This window comes from Asanoa iriomotensis, assembly GCF_016862515.1.
Lineage (GTDB): Bacteria > Actinomycetota > Actinomycetes > Mycobacteriales > Micromonosporaceae > Asanoa > Asanoa iriomotensis.
In genome coordinates this window covers 112,009-130,724 of record NZ_BONC01000017.1, presented here as the reverse complement: position 1 = coordinate 130,724, position 18,716 = coordinate 112,009, and the positions used below count along the sequence as shown (strand labels likewise).

The following is an 18,716-nucleotide window of genomic DNA, read 5'->3' as shown; positions in this document are numbered from 1 at the left end:
ACCGCTGAGCCCGAGCCCGCAGCCAAGGCCGAGCCCGCAGCCAAGGCCGAGCCCGCCGCCGGCTCCGAAGCGGCCGACGCCAAATAGGCGCGCTATCGGCGAGGAGGGCGGCACCGCGGCCGGCCTCCTCGCCGTGGCCAGCGCAGGCGACACGATCCATTAAGGTCACGGCCTGTGAGCCAGAGTGGCAGCCAGGCAGCGGCGTTCTTCAGGGAGATCGCCAACCATCGGACCATCTGGTGGGTGAGCGACGACGAGGGCAGCCGGACTCCGTCGGCGAGCCCGCCATGCCGTATTGGTCCTCCGAGGCCCGCGCGCAACGAGCCGCCGGAATCTGGGGCGGCGACCTGCGCGCCGTTTCGACGACGCTGGAACCGTGGCGAGACGAGCACCTGCCACGCCTCGCTCGCGAGGGCTGTCGAGTGGGCATCAACTGGACCGGACCGCGCCTGACAGGTTGGGACTTCACCGTGCCCGAGGTGCTCAACCGGATCGCACACGCCATGCGCGAGGGCCCGTACGCCACGTCGGGCTAGGTGCGGGCGACGGAGCGGCGTTCGGCGATGTCGCTGAGGCGGTGGAGCATCTCCGAGCTTCGTGGGCGGAGGGCGAGGGACTGGATCGGCTTCGGGATCCGCTGGCCGACGCCCGCGATCAGGTCGTACGACAGGGTCACCCGGGTCGCCTCGTCGATGGGTTCCAGCTCCAGGACCACCCGCGCTTCGCCCAGTGGCCACGCGCGGGCGTGGAGTTCGAGGAAGCGGTCCGGGACGACCGCGTACACGATGGACTGGTCCTTGATGTGCAGTGGCCACGGGCCGACCTGGTGGTGGAGTCTGGCGCCGACCGCCGGCCAGTCGGCGTCGACCGCGCGGATGTGCGAGGCGCCGACCACCCAGCTCGCGTAGCTCCAGCCGTCGGCCAGCACCGCGAAGACACGCTCCGGCGGCGCGTCGATCACCAGCGACGTGGCTACCATCGCGACTCCCCCGGCTGATCGCGCAACTGCCGGTGGGGCGGTCCCACCTCGCACTACGCTAGGTGGTCGGAGGATCACATGGCGAAGTATCTGTTCACTACGGCGTACACGACGGAAGGTTTGCGGGGGTTGCTCGCGGACGGCGGGACCAGCCGCGTCGAGGCCGCGCGGCGCACGGCCGAGAGCGTCGGTGGGCGGCTGGACGCGATGTACTTCAGCTTCGGCGACCACGACGTGTACGTGATCTGCGACCTGCCCGACAACAAGGCCGCGGCCGCGGTCTCGCTCGCCGTGAGCGCGAGCGGCGGCGCGCGCAGCAAGACCGTGGTGCTGCTGCCGCCCGAGGAGATCGACGCGGCGACTCAGCAAGCGGTCAACTTCCGCGCACCGGGCGCCTAGGCACCTGTTCCACGGGATCGGTGCTATCGCGAGCTGCGCTTCAGCATCCGCCCGTGGCGGCGGACCTAGGCGGTGGGCCACTGTCGCGGGCCGTGATCCCGGACCATGATCATGTGTGGCTCATCGGGAAGCTCGGGGCCGCATCGGTGATCGTGTGCACCAGGTCTGGTCGACACGCCGTGCGGGAACACGACCAGCCACACATGATCACGGCCCGGGCGTCCAAGCGTCCCGACCGGCCACACACGATCACGCACGGGCTTCTCGGCGTCCAGGTCGGCCGCATCCGATCCACATGCCACAGCAGCTACGCCGGCGCGAACACCCCCACCGGGTCGCCCCGGCCAGGGAACATGGTCGCCCAGACGACCCGCGCCAACGGCCATCGGGCTGCGAACGAAACGAAAGCCTCCACGGCCAACGGTGCCGAGCAACGACGACCCGCAAGCCACGCATAGCCCCGCCGCAGCTAAACCAGCAGCGACCGCCGACCCCTTGGAAGAGATCGTCTAGGTGAGAGCGGGGCGGCGGGTCAGTACCTCGGGGCCGTTGGCCGTGACGGCGACCGTGTGTTCGGAGTGGGCGGTGCGGGAGCCGTCGGCGGAGCGGATGGTCCAGCCGTCGCTGTCGTACTTGATCTTGTCGGTGGACTGGCACAACCACGGCTCGATCGCGATGGTGAGGCCGGGTTCGAGTCTCATGCCGCGGCCGGCACGCCCGTCGTTGGAGACGTGCGGCGACTCGTGCATGGTGCGACCGATGCCGTGGCCGCCGAACTCGGCGTTGACGCTGTAGCCGTAGGAGTGCGCGACCTCGCCGATCGCGGCCGAGACGTCGCCGAGGCGCCCGCCGGGCTGGGCCGCCTTGATGGCCGCCTCCAGCGCGACCTCGGTGGCCTCGATCAGCTTGAGGTCGGCCGGATCGGGGGTGCCGACGACGACGGAGAGCGCGGAGTCGGCGACCCAACCGTCGATCCCGACCGCCATGTCGATGCTGAGCAGATCGCCGTCGCGCAGGACGTAGTCGTGCGGCAGCCCATGCAGCACGGCGTCGTTGACCGACAGGCACAGCACGTTGCGAAACGGCCCGCGCCCGAACGAAGGCGCGTAGTCCCAGTAGCAGGACTCGGCGCCGCGCTCCTTGATCCGGCGGCGGGCGAGGTGCTCGAGGTCCATCAGGTTGACGCCGACGGCGGCGACACCGCTCAGCTCGGCGAGCAGCTCGCCGACGAACTGACCGGCCACCGCCATCCGGCCGATCTCCTCGACGGACTTGAGCTCGATCACGACAGCCTCCCTCTCGATGTGCGGTATTTTTATACCACGCCGCCGGAGGGCTATTCTGCTGGCATGGTGCGCCAACCACTCACCGCTGAACAGATCGCAGCGGGCCAGCGCCTGGGTGCGGCCCTGCGTGCCGCACGAGCCGGGCGCAGCCTCGTCGAGGTGGCCCTGGCGGCTGGCATCTCCCCGGAGACGCTCCGCAAGATCGAAGCGGGCCGCCTCCCCGCCCCGGCCTTCGGCACGGTGGTCTGCCTGAGCCAGGCCCTCGACGTCCCCCTGCCCGACCTGGCCGACGTTTGGCTGGCCGACATGCCCATCCGCCAGGCGTCCTAGGCGGTCGGTAGCGGCGCGTGGAGCCCGAGCACGAGCCGCCGCGTTGACCTCCGGGCCGGCGCTGCTGCGCCACGTCGAGTCGCACGACCACCACGCCGTCCGCCGCAGCGGCTCTGTGGTCTTGGTCGCGGCCGCGTCCGACGGAGATTCGGCAAGACCATGGCGACTCGTCCGCGAGAGGTCACCGCGCCCGAGGGGTTTCGCGTCACGACCGCCGCCTTCGACGGCGTGTCAGGAGCTCCGCCGCGACACCGGCATCCTCGGCATCAGCAACGCCCTCGACGTGCGCTGGACGGGTCAACCGGGGACGTCCGTCGCCAGGGCTCTGTGGGTTCCACTCGCGGCAGCACCATGGCGACTCGTCAGCGAAAGGTCACTCCGCCCGACCGGTTTCCGCATCACGACCGCCGCCTTCGACTGCGGCCAGGACCTCCGTCGCGACACCAGCGCACTCGACGGGTCGACCGGCGACGGCGCGCACGGCGAACCGGGTCGTCGTGCGCGCCGTTGTCAGATCACCCGGCGAGGAGTTCCTACAGCGTGACCAGGGTGGCGCCGGCGCGGTCGTCGACCAGGGCCACCCTGACCGAGTCCGGCTCGTACGCGCGCAGCGGCACCGCGAACACCGCGGTCGCCGGGCGGCCCTGGTAGCGGGCCGAGTAGCAGATCATCCGCCACTCGTCCTCGTCCCAGTGCTCCCGCACGTCCGAGCTGATCAGGTTGCCGACCCGGCGGAACACCCGACTCTGCTGGAGTTGCTGCACCGACCTCAGCAGCGGCACGCCCGAGCCGCCCCGCAGCGGGTGGGTCACGTTGACCCAGAGTTGCCGCAACGGCAGCAGCCAGCGGTGGTCCAGCTCCGGGGACAGCATGACCACCAGCGCCAGTTCGGCCATCAGCAGCCCGGCGCCCGCAACCGGACGCGCGGTCAGCTCCGTCCACCAGCCGGTTGCGGACCAGGCGGCGAGCAGGCTCGCCGGCACCAGCAGGGCCGACCGGGCGATGCTCCGCCCCGCGACCGGGGCCGTTGCCGCGCTGAGGCAACCGCACGAGGCGTCCGGTGCCGCTCGCTTGGCGTAGATCAGATAGCCCAGGAAGCCCACGGTCAGTGTGGTTGCCGCAACTCCTTCCAGCCGCAGGACGGGCGGCAGGATCAGTGCGGCGCCGATCAGCAGTTCCGCGCCGCCGAGCAAGCGGTAGGCCGGCAGCGCCCGGTTCTCCCCCACCAGCCGGGTCAGCGCGGATCGGCGGGCGCTGGCCTCCGCGTGCCGGCTGAAGAGCTTGAACCTGGCCGCCCAGATCAGCACGATGCCGACGAGCGGCGCCTGGAGGGCCGCGATCATCCCGACCATCGGTCAGGCCGCCGCGTAGACGGTCGCGATCGAGATCTCGTTGGTGTCGGGGTGCCAGGCTCCGAGCACCTGCACGTGCCGGCCGACCTTGAGCAGCGACAGGTCCGAGACCGCGGGCGTGCTGTTGTAGACGGCGGCGGACAGGCCCGGCACCACGTGCGCCACGATCCGCTGTCCTTTGTGGTCCAGGTGCAGCGTGTTGCGGCCCACCGCCGCGATGTGTGCGTGCAGGTTGACGATGTTGACCCAGATCGAGTCCGCGGCCAGCGTGCCGTCGGGCAGGCGGACGCCCCGGGCGTACATGCCGTCGCCGACCGCGACCTGGTCGAACGTCGTGGGATAGAGCTTCCAGATGCTGGTGCCGTCGGTGACCCGGATCGAGTGGAGGACGCCGTCGGAGCCGGTGGCGAGCAGCGTACCCGCGCTGATCTTGCTGATTCGGCCTTCGGCGAAGTTGGGGTCTGGTGCGCCGGGCTCGACGGGCTGGGCCTCGGCCGCGAACGCCGCCTCGGGCGCCAGCGAGCCGAGAGCGGTCGCGCCGACCAGGCCGGCGCCACCCAGGACGGCGGTGCTGAGCAGCCGCCGGCGATCCATCTTGGGAGTCATCTCGCCGCCGCCTCTCAAACCGTGTCGACCGAGCAGGGACGCAGACCGGACGAGAGGCTGGCGATCACGCTGTACGCCGCCGGCGTCAGGTCGATGATGCGGTTGGAGCCGCAGGCCGACCCGCAGCAGCTGCGCTCGCCGCAGAAGAGGTCGGTCTGCGGCCCGCAGTCGGCGATCGTGGTGCCGATCCGCGAGCCGTTGCACAGGTTGGTCGTGTAGTGCCGGAACCCGCAGCCCCGCCTGGTCATGTTGACCCCGCAGCTGTCCGGCCGGGTGATGGTGAAGCAGGCGGCCGAGGCGTTGGGCCAGGCGTGTTGATAGTTGCCCGAGTTGCAGGTGCCACAGGCGCCGCGGCCGGTCGAACCGCACGGCCCCCAGGCGTTGCCGCAACAGAACCAGGACATCTCACCGACGAGTGCCGCCATGGTGCCTCCCTTCGAACGATGCACGTCTATATGGACAAGCATCGCTGAAAGGAACTGCCGAAGTCAAAGGACCGGGTGAAATTTTCCTCCCGACACCGCACTGGCCGGAAGCGATGGGAACCGCTCATGGGACAACGTCCGTCTTAGCGGTGACGGTACGGCTTGGGGGGATGCTCGATGCGCCGCATGGTTGTCACAGCGATTGTTGCCGGAATGTTCGCCGCTGCGGCGGTGGGCACCGCGGGCTGCGCCCGCGACACCGCGGCGGGCGCTCCGCCAGCCTTAGAATCGTCGGCCGGCGACTGGCCAGCCGGTGTCAAGGAGGCCGAGGTCTATGCGCAGGTACTGCGCAGATACCTCGGCACGCCCGCGGAGAACTCGTTCCCCGCCCATACCTTCAAGACGGCCTACGTGCTCGACCAGGCTCATCCAGACGTTCTAGGCCCGGTAGAGAGGCCTGAGCGAGGCACGCCGATCGCGCCGAACACCCAACACCAAATCTCCGCCGCGCTGGCTGGGGTGGCTCACGTGGCGTTCATCGCCGACCAGAAAACCGTGATCGAGACCAGAGACGGCTGCGCGCAGGTCCGAGACGGCGGCATTTTGATCACTCTCGGCACGGTGGACGGCGACGACAACAGGGTGCAGGTCGCTGTCCACGGCTTTTTCGCCTGTCTCGGCGCCACGGGGCTGACCTATGTCGTGCAGAATCAGCCTGGCACCGGGTGGCAGGTGACGGGCACGACCGGCCCGATGGTGATCTCGTAGCCGGTGGCTAGCGCGGATAGGTCCAGTCGCCCGCCTCGTCAGCGGGCATCGGGCGGGCGAACAGGTAGCCCTGTGCGTAGCGGCAGCCGACGTCGAGCAGGAGGTGCCGGCAGGGCACATCGTGTACGCCCTCCGCGACCATGTCCAGGCCGAGCCGGCCCGCCACGTCGGCGACCGCCGCGACCAGCACGCGCGCCCGCGCCGAGCCCGGGTCGGCCAGGAACGAACCGTCCACTTTGATCACGTCGATCGCCTCCTGCCGAAGGTACGACAGCGACGCGTAACCCGTGCCGTAGTCGTCGATCGCCACCCGCACGCCCAAGGCCCGCAACTCGGCGAGGTATGCCCACGCCCGCTCGTCCTCCCCGACCAGGTCGCCTTCGGTGATCTCGAGAACCAACCGGTCCGGGGGTACGCCGGCGCGGGCCAACTGCCCCGCGACCCGATCGGTGAAGTCCGGCAGGCGCAGCTGCCGGGGTGCCACGTTGACCGCCACGTAGCGCTGCGAGCCCGACCCGGCGGAGAGCCGCGGCAGGTCCGCCAGCGCCCGGGCCAGCACCCAGTCGCCGATGTCGGCCACGAGGCCGGTCGACTCGGCGGTCTCGACGATCTCCGGCGCGGACATCGGCGGTCCGCCGTCGTGCAGGCGCAGCAGCGCCTCGAAGCCGACCGGGTCGGCCGTCGCCGTCTCCACGATCGGTTGGTAGTGCAGGTCGAGCGTCCCCGACCGCAGCGCCCGGGTCAGTCGTTCCCGGGCGCCGTGGTGCTGCCGTGTCGGCGCCGGCATGCCGGGCCGGTACTGCCGCCAGCGGCCCTTGCCCGCCGCTTTGGCCCGGTAGAGCGCGCTGTCCGCCTCGCGTACCACCTGGTCGCCGTCCGTGCTGAACGCCAGCCCGATGCTGGCCTGCATATCGACCCGGACGCCCTCGACCATGGCCGGCTCGGCCAGCGCGTCCGAGATCCGCTGGGTGATCGCCTGCGCGGCGGCCTCGTCCAGCCCGCGCAGCAGCACGCCGAACTCGTCGCCGCCCAGCCGGGCGACGACGTCGTCCGGGCGGACGCACGCCTCGATCCGGCCGGCGGCCGAGGCGAGCAGGCCGTCACCGATCTGGTGCCCGAACGTGTCGTTGACCGCCTTGAAGTCGTCCAGGTCGATGACAAGCGCGGCCGAGTGTGTGCCTTCGCCGAGGTGCTCGTGAAACCGCTTGGGGTTGGCCAACCCGGTCAACGGATCCTGGTTGACGCGACGCTCCAGGTCCCGCTGCAGCGCCCGTTCGCGGGTCACGTCGTGCAGGGTGGTCACCACCCCGTTGACGTTGGGGTCGGCGGTCAGGTCGCGGCGGTAGACCTGGACCACCGCCGTGCGCTCCCCGGGCCGTTCGACGACACCCTCGGCACCGTCCTCGGACCAATCGACACCCTCGCGCGCCGGGTTCACCAGCCGGTCGAACCGCTCACCGCGCACGTCACGGCCGAACATCCGCGTCGCGGACGGGCTGACGTACTCGATGTGGTCCTGTTTGCTGATGAGGATCACGTCGGTGCTCGTGTCGACGATGCTGCGGAAGTAGCGCTCCCGCTCGCGCTCCTGCAGTCGGCGCACCAGGTCGATCCGGTCGAGGGCGAGCGCGGCCTGGTCGAGCATCGCCCGCAACGTCTGGTGGAACTCGTCGAGCAGGGCGGCGGGCGCGGTCACGATCGCGGTGCCGTTGTCGAGCGGATACACCAGCTCGCCGGGCCGGCCCGGCGGAGGCACGTCGCGGACGAACGTGACGCCGCTGTCCGGGGCGATGCGGCGAAGCGCGCCCACGATCGCGTTCCGGACCTGGTCCTCGTCGGTCGCGACCGCCAGTGCGCGGAGGGCCTCGCGCGCCACGGACGTCACTCTGGCGCGCCGCCGGCTCGCACCCACGTAGAGGGTCACCCGCGTCACGACGAGCGCCGCGATGACGAGCGCGACGATGCCGATCACCACGCCGGTGCGGACCACGCCACGGCTCGCCTCGACCAGCAGCACCGTGGGCGCCACGATCAACCCGACCGCGACCACGATCAGGCCGACCGGTCCGAACCCGCGCACCGCCCGGCGGTCACGCCCGGTGTCGACCGCGGGCAGCAGCACCGCGACACCGCAGGCGACCACGAACGTGAGCAGCAGGAAACCGCCTGGGGCCGAATCACCCCACGTCCCGAGTACGCGCGCGCGGATGTAGAGCAGGTCCGCCACCAGGAACACCGCGGCGCCGAGCCCGATGAGCAGCAGCGCGGGGCTGCGGCCGGCCGTGAGGAGCGTGCCGGCCGCGGCGGCGAGCACCGCCACGTAGCCGACCAACGTGGCCACCGCGACCGTGGTGTCGAACGTGTGTCGCTCCATCGCGTTGATCGCGGGCTGCAGAACCAGGATCCAGGTGACGAGCGACCCGCCGAGGGTGAGCACACCGACGTCGAGCAGGAAGTGCGGTGTTCGCGCGCGCGGGGCCAGCCACAGCACACCCACCGCCAACGGCAGGTACGCGCCGAGGAACACGAGGTCCGCCACGTTCGGGAACTCGGCCGAGTGGATGACGCCGGTCGTCGCCGTGGCAAAGAACGCGTCGCCGACCGTCAGCAACGTCGCGGACAGCGCGATCAACAGCCACGCGCCGCGCCGCCGGACCGTGCCGCGGCACACCGCGACGAGGATGGCCAGCACGCTGGCACCGCCGGTGAGCACGACCGCGCTGGTCCGGGTGAGTCCGAAGACGTACATGAGCGGGCCGATGACCGTGATGATCGCGAGATAGACGCCGCGGCCGACGAGATTGCTCATCGCAGGGCCGGTTACCCCGATCCGGGCTCCTTACACGGACAAGGCGCCACTCAAGCCGCGCCGAGGAACATCAGCACCGCGAGGACCCGGCGGTGGTCCTCGTCGGTGCTGGCCAGGCGCAGCTTGCCGAGGATCGAGCCGACGTGCGTCTCCACCGTCCGGTCGGTCAGCCACAGCCGGCGGGCGATGCCGACGTTGGTGCGGCCCTCGGCCATCAGCGCCAGCACCTCCCGCTCGCGACCCGTCAAGGTCGTCAGTGGGTCGTCGTCGGTGCGGCGCGGCCCGAGCAGGCGGGCCACCACCTCGGGGTCGAGCGCCGAGCCGCCGGCGGCGACCCGGCGCAGCGCGTCGAGGAAGTCGTCGACGTCGAACACGCGGTCCTTGAGCAGGTAGCCGAAGCCGCCGGAGGCGACCAGTTCCACCGAGTGCCGCGTCTCGACGTGCTGCGACAGCAGCAGGATGCCGAGCTTCGGATGCGCCGCCCGCACCTGCCGGGCCGCCCGGGCGCCGTCGTCGGTCAGGTCGGGCGGCATCCGCACGTCGACGATCGCGAGGTCCGGCTCGTGCGCGGACACCGCCGCCACGAGCGTCGGCGCGTCGCCGACCTTCGCCACGATCTCGTGCCCGGCGTCGGCCAGCAGCCGGGCCAGCGCCTCGCGGAACAGCGCCGAGTCCTCGCCGATCACGATGCGCACGGCAGCACCGCCTCGACCACGGTGCCGCGACCGGCGGGCGAGGTCAGCGACAGCAGCCCGCCCGCCGCGGCGACCCGGTCGGCGAGGCCGGCCAGCCCGGCGCCGGGCCGGACGACGGCACCGCCGGGACCGTCGTCGCTCACGCGTACCGTCAGCCGGTCGTCGAGCCGGGCCACCCGCAACCCGATGGCGCCCGGCGCGGCATGCTTGATGGCGTTGGTCAGGGCCTCGCTCGCGACGTAGAACGCGGTCGTCGCCACGTCGTCGGGCACCGGGTCGGGGCACACGTCGAGCGCCACCGGCACCGGCGCCTTGCTCGCCAGCGACGACAGCGCCGGGCCGAGTCCGTCGTCCAGGCTGGACGGTCGCAGCCCGTGCGCGAGCTGCCGCAGCTCGGCGACGGCGAGCCCGAGCGAGGCGACCGACTCGTCGAGCAGCCCGTCGACGTCGACGGTCCCGTCGTCGAGGTGCCGCTGGGCGAGCCGCAACGTCATGCCCAGCGACACCAGCCGTTGCTGCGCACCGTCGTGCAGGTCGCGTTCCAACCGCCGCCGCTCGGCGTAACCCGCGTGCAGCAGGCGGGCCCGGGACAGCTCCACATCGGAGAGTGCCTGGCGCAGCTCGATCCGCAGGGCGACGACCTCGACCAGCAGCGCGGCGGCGTCGGCCAGTTCGCGGAGCAGTTCGCGGCTGCCGACCGTGCCCCGCAGCAGCGCCCCGATCTCGTGGCCGCCCGCCCGCACCGGCACCCGCAGCGCGGCACCGGACGGCAGCGGCGCGCCGGTCGCCGACACCAGGCCGGTCGCGCCGGGCACGAGATAGCCCACCCGCAGCGCCGGGTCGCGCAGTGCCGCCGCGAGGACCTCTTCGAGCTGCTCCGGACTGGCCTGGCCGGCGTGCGTGCGGTCGCGCAGCCCGTCGATCGCCGCCAGCGCCGCCCGCCGCACGGGATAGAGCCGCCGGTCGACGGCACGCTGGAGGCGCACCCGCAGCGGCGCCAGCACGGCCGCGCACACGGCGGTGGCCGCCGCGGCCGCGACCGGCGAGGCGCCGCCGGTGCCGAGGCCGACCAGGAACGACGCGACCATGTAGAACGTCAGCAGCAGCGTGGTGACCAGGCCGTACGTCGCGGCCGTGCTGATCGCCTTGTCGACGTCGTAGAGGTCGTGGCGGAGCAGCGCGATCGCGGTCGCGGCCGGCAGCGCGAGGTAGGTGGCCGCGAGCCCGGCCAGCACGAGGTCGGGCCGGTCGGTGAAGAGGTACGACGCCCAGCAGAGCAGCAGCGTCGCCGGCAGGAACAGGGCGCCGAGCGCGAACCAGCGCACCTGGGCCCGGCGCACGGGGTCGGCCGCGCGGCGGTAGCGCACGACCATCGCCGCCATCGAGGCGACCAGCAGGCCGAGGAACACCGCCAGCAGCCCCAGCGCCGGCACCAGGAACCAGCCCGGCAGCGTGTAGAGGTGCGGCACGTCCGCGAACGGCGCCGGGAACGGCTCGGGGTCGCCCGCCGCGAGCAGGGTGAACAGGATCGGCACGACGATCAGCCCGTAGCCGACCCAACGCCAGCGCGGGCCGGGCAGCCGGCCGTCCGGGAAGATCAGCATCAGCAGGGCGGCGGGCACGTAGAGCACCATCCACGTCCCGGGCGAGATCGCGACGTACCAGTCCCAGACCGGCAGCGCACCGGGCCGGGCCTCGACCACGGCCGTGTAGAGGTCGCCGAACGCCACCCAGACGGGTGACGCCCCGACGAGGACCAGCACCGGGCCGACCAGGTTGTGCGGCCGGCGACGGGCGACGACCACGCCGAGGGCGGTCGAGAACAGGCCCAGCACCACCGCGACGGCGACGTACCCGACCAGGTCCGGGACCTCGGCCGCCAGCACCGCCGCCGTCACGGCCATGCCGGTGACGACCAGGGCTGACGCGTACGCGAACACGCGCGGTAGGGCCATGGCCACACGGTAGGTGCTCGACGGCCCCGGGCACACCCGTGCCAGTACGGAGTCGCATCCCGTGCCCGTGCCGATCCGCCGGACCCCGTCCACGGCCGACGCTTCTCTCACACCACCACTTAGGAGGAGCCATGCGACGCACCACCGGAATCACCGTCGGACTCGTTCTCGCCGGTCTGCTCGGCCTCACCGACGCGGTCGGGATCCTCACCGACACCGGCGACGGCCCGCCGTTCGCGATCGTCGTCGCGGCCACCGTGCTGGGCCTGCTCACGCTGGTCGGCGTCTGGCTCGGCTGGCGGGGCAGCCGCGCGGGCATCGTCACCGTCGTGGTCACCCGACTGCTGTCGGCGCTGTCGGCCGTGCCGGCGTTCTTCGTCGACGGCGTGCCGGGCGCCCTGGTCGCGCTGGCCGCGGTCGGCGTCGCCATCACGCTCGCCGCGGTCGTCCTGGTCGCACCGGCCCTGCGCCAGCCGGTAACGGCCGCGAAGGTCGCCTGACCATGGCCACGACCGTCGCACCCACGGTGACGCCGCCGGTCACGCGCGACCTGCGCCGGTTCTGGCGCTGGACGCTCGCGGTCCTGGCCCCGCTGCCGTTGCTCGCTCTCGCACTCGAGAACGTCGCCGCGCCGTGGTCGCTCGGCGGCGGCTTCGCGGAGACGGTCGCCGGCGCCGCGTCGGCGACCGGACGGGCCCAGCTCGCCCTGTGGCTGTCGCTGTTCTTCGGGCTCGCCGTCGTCCCGGCCACCATGGCTGTGCTGTGGACCAGCCGCCGGGGCGCGCCGAAGCTGACGCTGGCGGCCGGCATCCTGCTGCTCCTCGCCTTCTCGGCGCGGCTGCCCGACAGCGACCTGGCCGCGATCGTGGCCGCCGACAAGGGCCTCGACCCGGCCGCGGTCGCCCGCATCGACGACCTCGTCTGGTCGTACCCCAGCGTCGGCATCCTGTCCTTGATCTTCCTGCTCGGGCAGACGGTGGGGTTCGTCCTGCTGGGCCTGGCCCTCTGGCGGGCCTGCGTCGTGCCCGCCTGGCTCGCGGCCGTGCTCGCCGTCTCGGGGCCGGCACACCTGTTCGCGCCCGGTGGCAACGCGGGTGCCGCGGTGGCATGGGCGATGACCGCCATCGGGTACGCCGGCGCGTCGGTCGCGCTCGTGCGTACCCGGGACGACGACTTCGACCTGCCGCCCGGCGGGGTCGCCGCGGCGCGACCGGTCGCCCGCGACGCCCGCACCGCCTGGCGTTGGCTGCTGGCGCTCGCCGCCGTGCCGCTGGCCGTGTTCGTCACGGTGTTCCGCTACTTGATGCCATACGACGACAGCGACCCGGCCCGGGAGGCCTTCGACAAGGTCGTCGCCGCGACCACGTACCAGCGCACCGGGCTCGCGGTCGTGGCCGTCGTGGTGTTGACCGGGTTCGCGGGCATCCTCGCGGTCGCCTGGCACACCCGCCGGCGCGCGCCGCTGCTCACCACGATCGGCCTGTTCCTGGCGGTGCCGGGCTACACGGCCTTGCTCGCCGGCGGTACGTACGGGGACGTGGTCGCCTACCTGGTCGGCACCCGGCCGGAGTTGGACCGCGAGGTCGCGTTCCAGCTCGTGTCCGGAATGGAGGCGAGCGCGCAGTTCAGCCTGCTGGGCCTGGTGTTCGTGGCCGGCCACCTGCTCGGCACGGTGCTGATCGGCGTGGCCCTGTGGCGGTCGCGGCTGGCACCGACCTGGCTTGCCATCGGTTTCACGGTGTCGCAGCCGATCCACCTGACGTCGGTGCTGACCGGGATCCGCTGGATCGACCTGATCGGCTGGGGGCTGACGGCCGCGGGCTTCGCCTGGGCGGCGTGGCGGCTGATCCGGCAGCCCAACGACGAGTTCGACCTGCCACCGGGGTGAGGGGGAGGCCGGGCCGGCTGTCCGTCGCGGACAGCCGGCCCGGCCTGGTGTCAGCAGGTCGCGGGGAGGTCGAAGGCGGGAAGCAGGCCCGGATCGAACGAGGTGATCTCCGCGATCCGGCCGTCGGTCACGCGCAGGACCTCCAGCACCTGCGCCCGATAGAGCGTGTCCCCCGGCCGGCGCAGGTAGTGTGCGACCGCCGGTTGCCGGTTGGCCCTTGTCGGCCGCCGCCGCCACTGCCCCAGGTAGGCCGGCGAGGCAGGGGCCAGGATCTCGTCGAGCGCGGCGGTGAACGCGGCCCGCCCGACCCACTGTGTCGGCCGGGCGCCGGTCGCGCATGGTTGGGGCATCGGCATGGTGACGCGGACGTCCTCGTGGAGCAGTTCCGCCATGGCGGCCGTGTCGGCCTGTTCCAGGAGCGCCAGGTAGCGCCGCACCAGCGTGCGTTCGGCGGTGGTCGGATCCGCGTCGGGCGCCCATTCCAGCCGGCGCGGTGGCAGGTGGGAGCGCAGGGTCGCGCGGGCGCGGGGCAGGGCGCTGTTCACCGCGGCGACGCTGAGGTCGAGCACGTCCGCGGTGCGGGTGGCCGGCCAACCCAGAACGTCGCGCATGATGAGCACCGCCCGCCGCTTGGGCGGCAGGTGCTGCACGGCGATCAGGAACGCGAGCTCGATCGTCTCCTTCTCGATGACCTGGTCGAGCAGGATGTCCGGGTACGGCTCGAGCCAGGGAATCAGGTCGCCGGACAGGCCAGCGGGGCGCGGCCGACGCTCGGCTCCGTCGAGGAAGTCCAGACAGACGTTGGTGGCGATGCGGTAGAGCCACGCTCGCGCCGTCGCGGGTCCCTGCACGGTGTCGCGCTTCCGCCAGGCCCGCAGCAGGGTTTCCTGCACCAGGTCTTCGGAGTCCGAGAACGACCCGACCATCCGGTAGCAGTGCACCCGCAACTCGTGCCGGTGCGCCTGCACCAGACCGGTGAACGCGGCCTCGTCGATCACGGCCGTCGGCCCAGGTAGGCCAGCAGGCGCGCCTGCTCGTCGGCGAGCGGGCCGACCGTCACCTGCGGGCCCGCCATCATCCCGCGCACCACGTCGTCGCCGACGATCGCGAGCGCCGCGCGTACCCGCCGAATCTCCTCAGGGTCGATCCGGTCGTCCTGGCCGGTCGCGCGGGCCAGGTCCCAGCCATGGACGACCAACTCGGTGCAGATCGAGCGGTCGATGCCCTCGGCGAAGGTCCACCGGCCGAACCGGCCGTCGTACGCCTCCCGCGCCCGCACCTCGTCGTCGAGGTCCCCCTGCACCTGGTCCCGGATCACGGCGAACGCGGCGACCGGGTCCTGCTCGACGTCGGGGCGGGCGAGCGGCCGGCGGTCCACCTGGAACAGATGGACCTCGTGCATCGCCACGACGTGCCCGACCAGGTCCGCCACGGACCACTCGGTGCAGGGCGTCGGATCGGCCCACCGGCCGGTGCCGACGCGTTCCAGCTTCGCGCCGAAGGCCGCGGCCAGGCGGCGGTAGCGGTCAGCGGTCGAGGTCATGTGCGTGCTCCCGTCCGTGGTGTAATCCGACATCCATATGACGGTCGGCGCCACCGAAACTCAGCACTGTCGACGTAGGAAGCGACTGGGCGCGCACTTATGAGGTGATGTGCCCAGCGCTCCTGGCCTCATCGAACTGAACCGTCGCCCAGCTTGCAGATCATCGCCGTCACCGCATCCGGGTCGACGAGCTGGTGCAGGTGCCGGCCCGGCAGGTGTTCGACCCGCCAGCCGCGTGCCCGAGCCTCCCGCGCCTTGTCGTCGTCGCCGTGCTGGCCCGGCGGCGCGAACATCAGGTACGAGCACGGGATGCCGTCGTCCCAACCGCCCGGGACCGGAATGGGCTGCTCGAAGTAGGACAGCGGCAACCGGGGCTGGTCGTCGCAGACCGCCCGCATGGTCTCCGCGTCCGGGAACATCGGCGCGATCTCGTCCTCGTCGAACCACTCGGACCAGGGCGGCAACCGGTCACCCTCCGCCTTGCGGCGGACGAGGTCGAGCAGGGCGGGTTTGACGGCGTCGGTCACTCCGGACCGTGCGGGCAAGGAGGCGTCGACGAACACGCAACCGTGCACGGTGCGGCCGATCGCGTCCACCACGACCGGCATGAACCGACCGGCGTTGCTGTGCCCGACCAGGACCACTCCGGTGTCCGGCGGCAGGTGCGCGACGGCTTTGGCCACAGTCTCGGCGACGATCGGCCAGAACGGCGGCCGTGCGGCGGCAAGATGCAGGAACGACGGCACGACCGCACCCGGCAGCCGCCGCGCGACCGGCTCCCACGTCAACGGCCCCACCAACGGGCTGTGCATCAGCACGTACGCGATGTCCACCCGTCGCAGAGTAGTTTCTTCAGTGCAGGGTGATGTCTGCGACGTCCATGGTGATCGGCATCAGGGAGCGGTCGGGTGTGCGGTCCTCGTTGCGGATGTAGATCTCGTGCTTCGTGGTGACCACCGCGCCGTCGACGGTGGTGTGGGCGGGTTGGTAGTGCGCGGTCGGCGAGCCGCCGTTGACGTCCGGTTCGTAGTCCAGTCGCACGAGGTCGCCGTCGGCGTTGAAGTAGTAGAGCTGCGTGGTGCTGTGCGCGTCGATGGTGCGCGGGAAGGTGGCGCGCACGACGCGCCAGCTCTCCCCGTTCTCGATCCACGGCTCCAGCTCCGCGATCTCGACGCCCGGGTACGTGAACACGAAGGCCTCGATCAGGTAGAGCCACGTCGCGTACGCCTGGAAATAGGCCGCCTGTGGCAGGCTCCATCGGCTCTCGGCGGTGAAGCCGGCGAAGGTCGCCCGGGGATGCTCGACCCGATCGACGGTGCCGTCCGGCTCGGTCACCGTGACGACGTCGGGCTCTTTGTCGAACTCGATGACGCGGCCCGACGGCTGGGTGAGCCGGATGTGCTCGCGGTGCACCTCAGCCACGACGTGGTCGGTGCCGGCGAGGTCGGCGACGCCTTTGAGTGCCCAGAACGGTCCACCGTAGGTGACCTCGGCCGCGATGGTGGTCGCCTGGCGCCAGCGCGGCAGTCCGTGCGCCTCTTGGACGTGCGCGGTGAAGCGGGACATGGTCCTAGACAGAAGCCGCCGCGGCGAGGACGGCGTCGATCGTCGCCTGGGGTTGGGAGACCATCGAGACGTGGGAGGCGTCCACCTCGGTGACGGTGGCACCGGCGCGTTCGGCCATGCGGCGTTGGGTGGCCGCGGGGATGACGCGGTCGTCGTTGCCGACCACGGTCCAGCTCGGCAGGGACTTCCACGCGGGCACGCCGGACGGCGTGTTGTTGGCGCTCAACGTGATCGGGCGCTGGCTCTGCACGATCAGCCAGCGGTCCGCTTCCGGCAGGTCCTGCGCGAACGCGGTGTGCACCGTGTCGGGCTTGAGGAACGCGTCGAGGTCGCCTTCCGGCGCGCCCGGATAGCCGACGAGCTCCAGGACCGTCGTCGGGTCGGGCACCGCGAGCGCCGAGCCGGAGTCGCCCAGGATCGTGAAGGCGGTCTCGCCCTCGTCGGGCGCGAAGGCGTCGATGTAGACCAGTGCCCGCACGTCACCGCCGGCCTTTGCGGCGTTGGTGACGACGAAGCCGCCGTACGAGTGCCCGACCAGCACCACGGGCCCGCTCGTGCGCTGCTCGAGGCACGACGCCACGTACGCCGCGTCGATGTTCGGGCCGCGCAGCAGGTTGGGCAGCGTCAGCACGCTGTGCCCCTGCGTCCGCAGGGCCGCCGCGACGGCGTTCCAACTGGACCCGTCGGCCCACGCTCCGTGCACCAGGACGATGGTGGGCCGTGCCATGGCGATCTCCCTCGCGTCGACATACGCGGTCGCTTCCGATCGTGCCAGCCCGACCCGCACGCCCACCCAGCTTCGGAAAACTCCGGCCCGGACCCCTGCGACAACGGTCGAGTCCTGTTCTCGGTGGTGCGAGATGGACGTCAGATCTGTGGTGGGTTGTTCGGGACCAGGAGCGTAGCGATCTCCTTGCCCAGCGGCAGCGCGTTGTCGGTGTTCGCGTCGGAGGTCGGGCCCAGTGTCACGTACGCGATGACCAGCGTCTGTGTCTGCGTGTCGTAGTAGACGACGCCGTGGTAGCCGCCGTAGGCCGGGTTCATGAAGAGCCAGTCGCCCGCGTGCGCCACGCCGTACGCGAAGAACTTGTCCGTCGTCAGCGAGTCCAGGCCGGCCGTCGACGGGGCCATCATGGCCGCGTGCTGCTCCGCGGTCAGGAGTTGACCGTCGGCCAGCGCGCGGATCCAGGTGGCCACGTCTGCCACCGTCGTCGTCATGTTTCCGCTGTGGAGGAACGCCGTCGGGTTCCAGAAGGACGAGTCTTCGAAGACGCCGCGCTCGTTCGTGTAGCCGTGCAGGTACGGCTCGTCGATCTGCGACGTCAGCACCACCTTGCTGTCGCCCATGGCCAGCGGGTCCAGGATGCGCTCCTGCAACAGGTCGCCCAGCGGCTTTCCGGTTGCCGCCTGCAGGACCTGGCCCAACACGACCAGGTCGCTGTGCGCGTACGCGAAATCCGTGCCGGGCGCGAACAGCGGCGGTCGCTCGTTGGCGAGTGCGATCAGTTGCTCGCTGGTGAATCCCGTGAACGGGTTCGCGTAGAACTGCTCCAGGAAGTTGGGGTTCGTCACGTAGTCGGAGATGCCGGACGTGCTGCTGGCGAGCATCCTGGGCGTGATCTGGTCGGCCCGCGGGAAGTCGGGCAGCCACTTCGCGATCGGCGCGTCCTGGTCGAGAACGCCTTCGCCGTCGAGCTGCAACAGCACGGTGGAGAGCATCGGCTCCATCGGCTGCCCGATTCGGACGAGCATGTCGGGCGTCGCCGGCAGCCCGATCGGTGAGTCGCCGATCGCGCCCACGGCGACCACCTCGTCGCCACGCCACACCCCGTACACCGCGCCCGTGAGGTCCTGTTCCTTCATCGCCCGTTCGATGATCTCGACCACCTGCTGGGCGTCGGAGTCGCCGGCCGGCGCGGTGGCCGGGCCGTCGCTGGCCCGAACCAGGGCCTGGCGGGTGCCACCCGTGACGAGACCTAAGGCGAGGACGGCGAGCAGGAGTGTGGATGTCGAACGCCGCACCCGGGTCGAAACGCGCATGGTCAGCCGCCCCTTTTGCTCGGGAAAGCGATGAACCCTCGTGTTGGTGAAGTTACCGGGAGTCCATTGGCGGTG

Annotated in this window: 20 protein-coding genes; 6 read left to right on the top strand and 14 right to left on the bottom strand. The window is 71.6% G+C overall.

Annotated features, from left to right (window positions below; all coding sequences use genetic code 11):
• The first annotated feature begins 287 nt into the window (after positions 1 to 287).
• Positions 288 to 536: a DUF2750 domain-containing protein gene (locus tag Air01nite_RS14740; protein ID WP_203702804.1), complete on the top strand. Its 249-nt coding sequence runs from the start codon at positions 288 to 290 to the stop codon at positions 534 to 536.
• Here the strand turns inward: Air01nite_RS14740 and Air01nite_RS14735 are convergent.
• Complete coding sequence (locus tag Air01nite_RS14735; protein ID WP_203702803.1) at positions 533 to 979, bottom strand: SRPBCC family protein; 447 nt, start codon at positions 977 to 979, stop codon at positions 533 to 535. The genes Air01nite_RS14740 and Air01nite_RS14735 overlap by 4 nt on opposite strands.
• Positions 980 to 1,057: 78 nt before the next feature.
• Here Air01nite_RS14735 and Air01nite_RS14730 point away from each other — a divergent pair, with 78 nt between their 5' ends.
• Entirely contained in the window at positions 1,058 to 1,378 is a 321-nt protein-coding gene (locus Air01nite_RS14730) for a GYD domain-containing protein (protein ID WP_203702802.1), read from the top strand.
• 509 nt (positions 1,379 to 1,887) lie between these two features.
• Here Air01nite_RS14730 and map read toward each other — a convergent pair.
• Positions 1,888 to 2,664 (bottom strand): type I methionyl aminopeptidase, encoded by a 777-nt coding sequence (gene map / locus Air01nite_RS14725; RefSeq protein WP_203702801.1) that lies wholly within the window; start codon positions 2,662 to 2,664, stop codon positions 1,888 to 1,890.
• A gap of 63 nt (positions 2,665 to 2,727) precedes the next feature.
• Between map and Air01nite_RS14720 the strand changes: the two genes are divergently transcribed.
• Entirely contained in the window at positions 2,728 to 2,994 is a 267-nt protein-coding gene (locus Air01nite_RS14720; protein WP_203702800.1) for a helix-turn-helix domain-containing protein, read from the top strand.
• Positions 2,995 to 3,527: 533 nt separating this feature from the next.
• Here the strand turns inward: Air01nite_RS14720 and Air01nite_RS14715 are convergent.
• From Air01nite_RS14715 to Air01nite_RS14705, 3 genes are read right to left on the bottom strand one after another with little or no spacing between them, the layout of a single operon-like run.
• Complete coding sequence (locus Air01nite_RS14715; RefSeq protein WP_203702798.1) at positions 3,528 to 4,337, bottom strand: MauE/DoxX family redox-associated membrane protein; 810 nt, start codon at positions 4,335 to 4,337, stop codon at positions 3,528 to 3,530.
• A 12-nt stretch (positions 4,338 to 4,349) separates the two neighbouring features.
• On the bottom strand, positions 4,350 to 4,952 hold the full coding sequence (locus Air01nite_RS14710; RefSeq protein WP_203702797.1) for a cell wall protein: 603 nt from the start codon (positions 4,950 to 4,952) through the stop codon (positions 4,350 to 4,352).
• A gap of 14 nt (positions 4,953 to 4,966) precedes the next feature.
• The gene (locus Air01nite_RS14705; protein WP_203702794.1) at positions 4,967 to 5,377 is read right to left on the bottom strand and encodes an RlpA-like double-psi beta-barrel domain-containing protein; all 411 of its coding nucleotides are present in this window, start codon (positions 5,375 to 5,377) and stop codon (positions 4,967 to 4,969) included.
• 177 nt (positions 5,378 to 5,554) lie between these two features.
• Here Air01nite_RS14705 and Air01nite_RS14700 point away from each other — a divergent pair, with 177 nt between their 5' ends.
• Positions 5,555 to 6,145: a hypothetical protein gene (locus Air01nite_RS14700; protein ID WP_203702792.1), complete on the top strand. Its 591-nt coding sequence runs from the start codon at positions 5,555 to 5,557 to the stop codon at positions 6,143 to 6,145.
• Positions 6,146 to 6,152: 7 nt separating this feature from the next.
• Here Air01nite_RS14700 and Air01nite_RS14695 read toward each other — a convergent pair whose 3' ends face one another.
• From Air01nite_RS14695 to Air01nite_RS14685, 3 genes are read right to left on the bottom strand one after another with little or no spacing between them, the layout of a single operon-like run.
• Positions 6,153 to 8,954, bottom strand: a complete 2,802-nt coding sequence (locus Air01nite_RS14695; protein ID WP_203702790.1) for a GGDEF domain-containing protein — start codon at positions 8,952 to 8,954, stop codon at positions 6,153 to 6,155.
• A gap of 50 nt (positions 8,955 to 9,004) precedes the next feature.
• Complete coding sequence (locus tag Air01nite_RS14690) at positions 9,005 to 9,649, bottom strand: response regulator (protein WP_203702788.1); 645 nt, start codon at positions 9,647 to 9,649, stop codon at positions 9,005 to 9,007.
• Entirely contained in the window at positions 9,637 to 11,604 is a 1,968-nt protein-coding gene (locus Air01nite_RS14685; protein ID WP_203702786.1) for a sensor histidine kinase, read from the bottom strand. Before Air01nite_RS14685 ends, Air01nite_RS14690 begins: the two co-directional genes overlap by 13 nt.
• A gap of 131 nt (positions 11,605 to 11,735) precedes the next feature.
• Here Air01nite_RS14685 and Air01nite_RS14680 point away from each other — a divergent pair, with 131 nt between their 5' ends.
• Positions 11,736 to 12,104, top strand: a complete 369-nt coding sequence (locus tag Air01nite_RS14680) for a hypothetical protein (protein WP_203702784.1) — start codon at positions 11,736 to 11,738, stop codon at positions 12,102 to 12,104.
• Between the two features lie 2 nt (positions 12,105 to 12,106).
• The gene (locus Air01nite_RS14675) at positions 12,107 to 13,492 is read left to right on the top strand and encodes a hypothetical protein (RefSeq protein ID WP_203702782.1); all 1,386 of its coding nucleotides are present in this window, start codon (positions 12,107 to 12,109) and stop codon (positions 13,490 to 13,492) included.
• Between the two features lie 50 nt (positions 13,493 to 13,542).
• On the opposite strand, the gene Air01nite_RS14670 is transcribed toward Air01nite_RS14675, so the two are convergent.
• The 6 genes from Air01nite_RS14670 to Air01nite_RS14645 form a co-directional block, all read right to left on the bottom strand.
• Positions 13,543 to 14,490, bottom strand: coding sequence for an RNA polymerase subunit sigma-70 (locus Air01nite_RS14670; RefSeq protein ID WP_203702780.1), 948 nt, complete (start codon positions 14,488 to 14,490; stop codon positions 13,543 to 13,545).
• Entirely contained in the window at positions 14,487 to 15,068 is a 582-nt protein-coding gene (locus Air01nite_RS14665) for a TIGR03086 family metal-binding protein (protein ID WP_203702778.1), read from the bottom strand. Before Air01nite_RS14665 ends, Air01nite_RS14670 begins: the two co-directional genes overlap by 4 nt.
• 95 nt (positions 15,069 to 15,163) lie before the next feature.
• Positions 15,164 to 15,868 carry an alpha/beta hydrolase gene (locus Air01nite_RS14660; protein WP_203702777.1) on the bottom strand — a complete coding sequence of 235 codons (705 nt, stop codon included), beginning with the start codon at positions 15,866 to 15,868 and terminating at the stop codon, positions 15,164 to 15,166.
• Positions 15,869 to 15,887: 19 nt separating this feature from the next.
• A complete protein-coding gene (locus Air01nite_RS14655; protein ID WP_203702776.1) occupies positions 15,888 to 16,601 on the bottom strand; it encodes a hypothetical protein in 714 nt (237 codons plus the stop codon).
• Positions 16,602 to 16,605: 4 nt separating this feature from the next.
• Complete coding sequence (locus Air01nite_RS14650; protein ID WP_203702775.1) at positions 16,606 to 17,328, bottom strand: alpha/beta fold hydrolase; 723 nt, start codon at positions 17,326 to 17,328, stop codon at positions 16,606 to 16,608.
• A 140-nt stretch (positions 17,329 to 17,468) separates the two neighbouring features.
• Complete coding sequence (locus Air01nite_RS14645; protein WP_203702774.1) at positions 17,469 to 18,641, bottom strand: serine hydrolase domain-containing protein; 1,173 nt, start codon at positions 18,639 to 18,641, stop codon at positions 17,469 to 17,471.
• Positions 18,642 to 18,716: the final 75 nt, after the last annotated feature.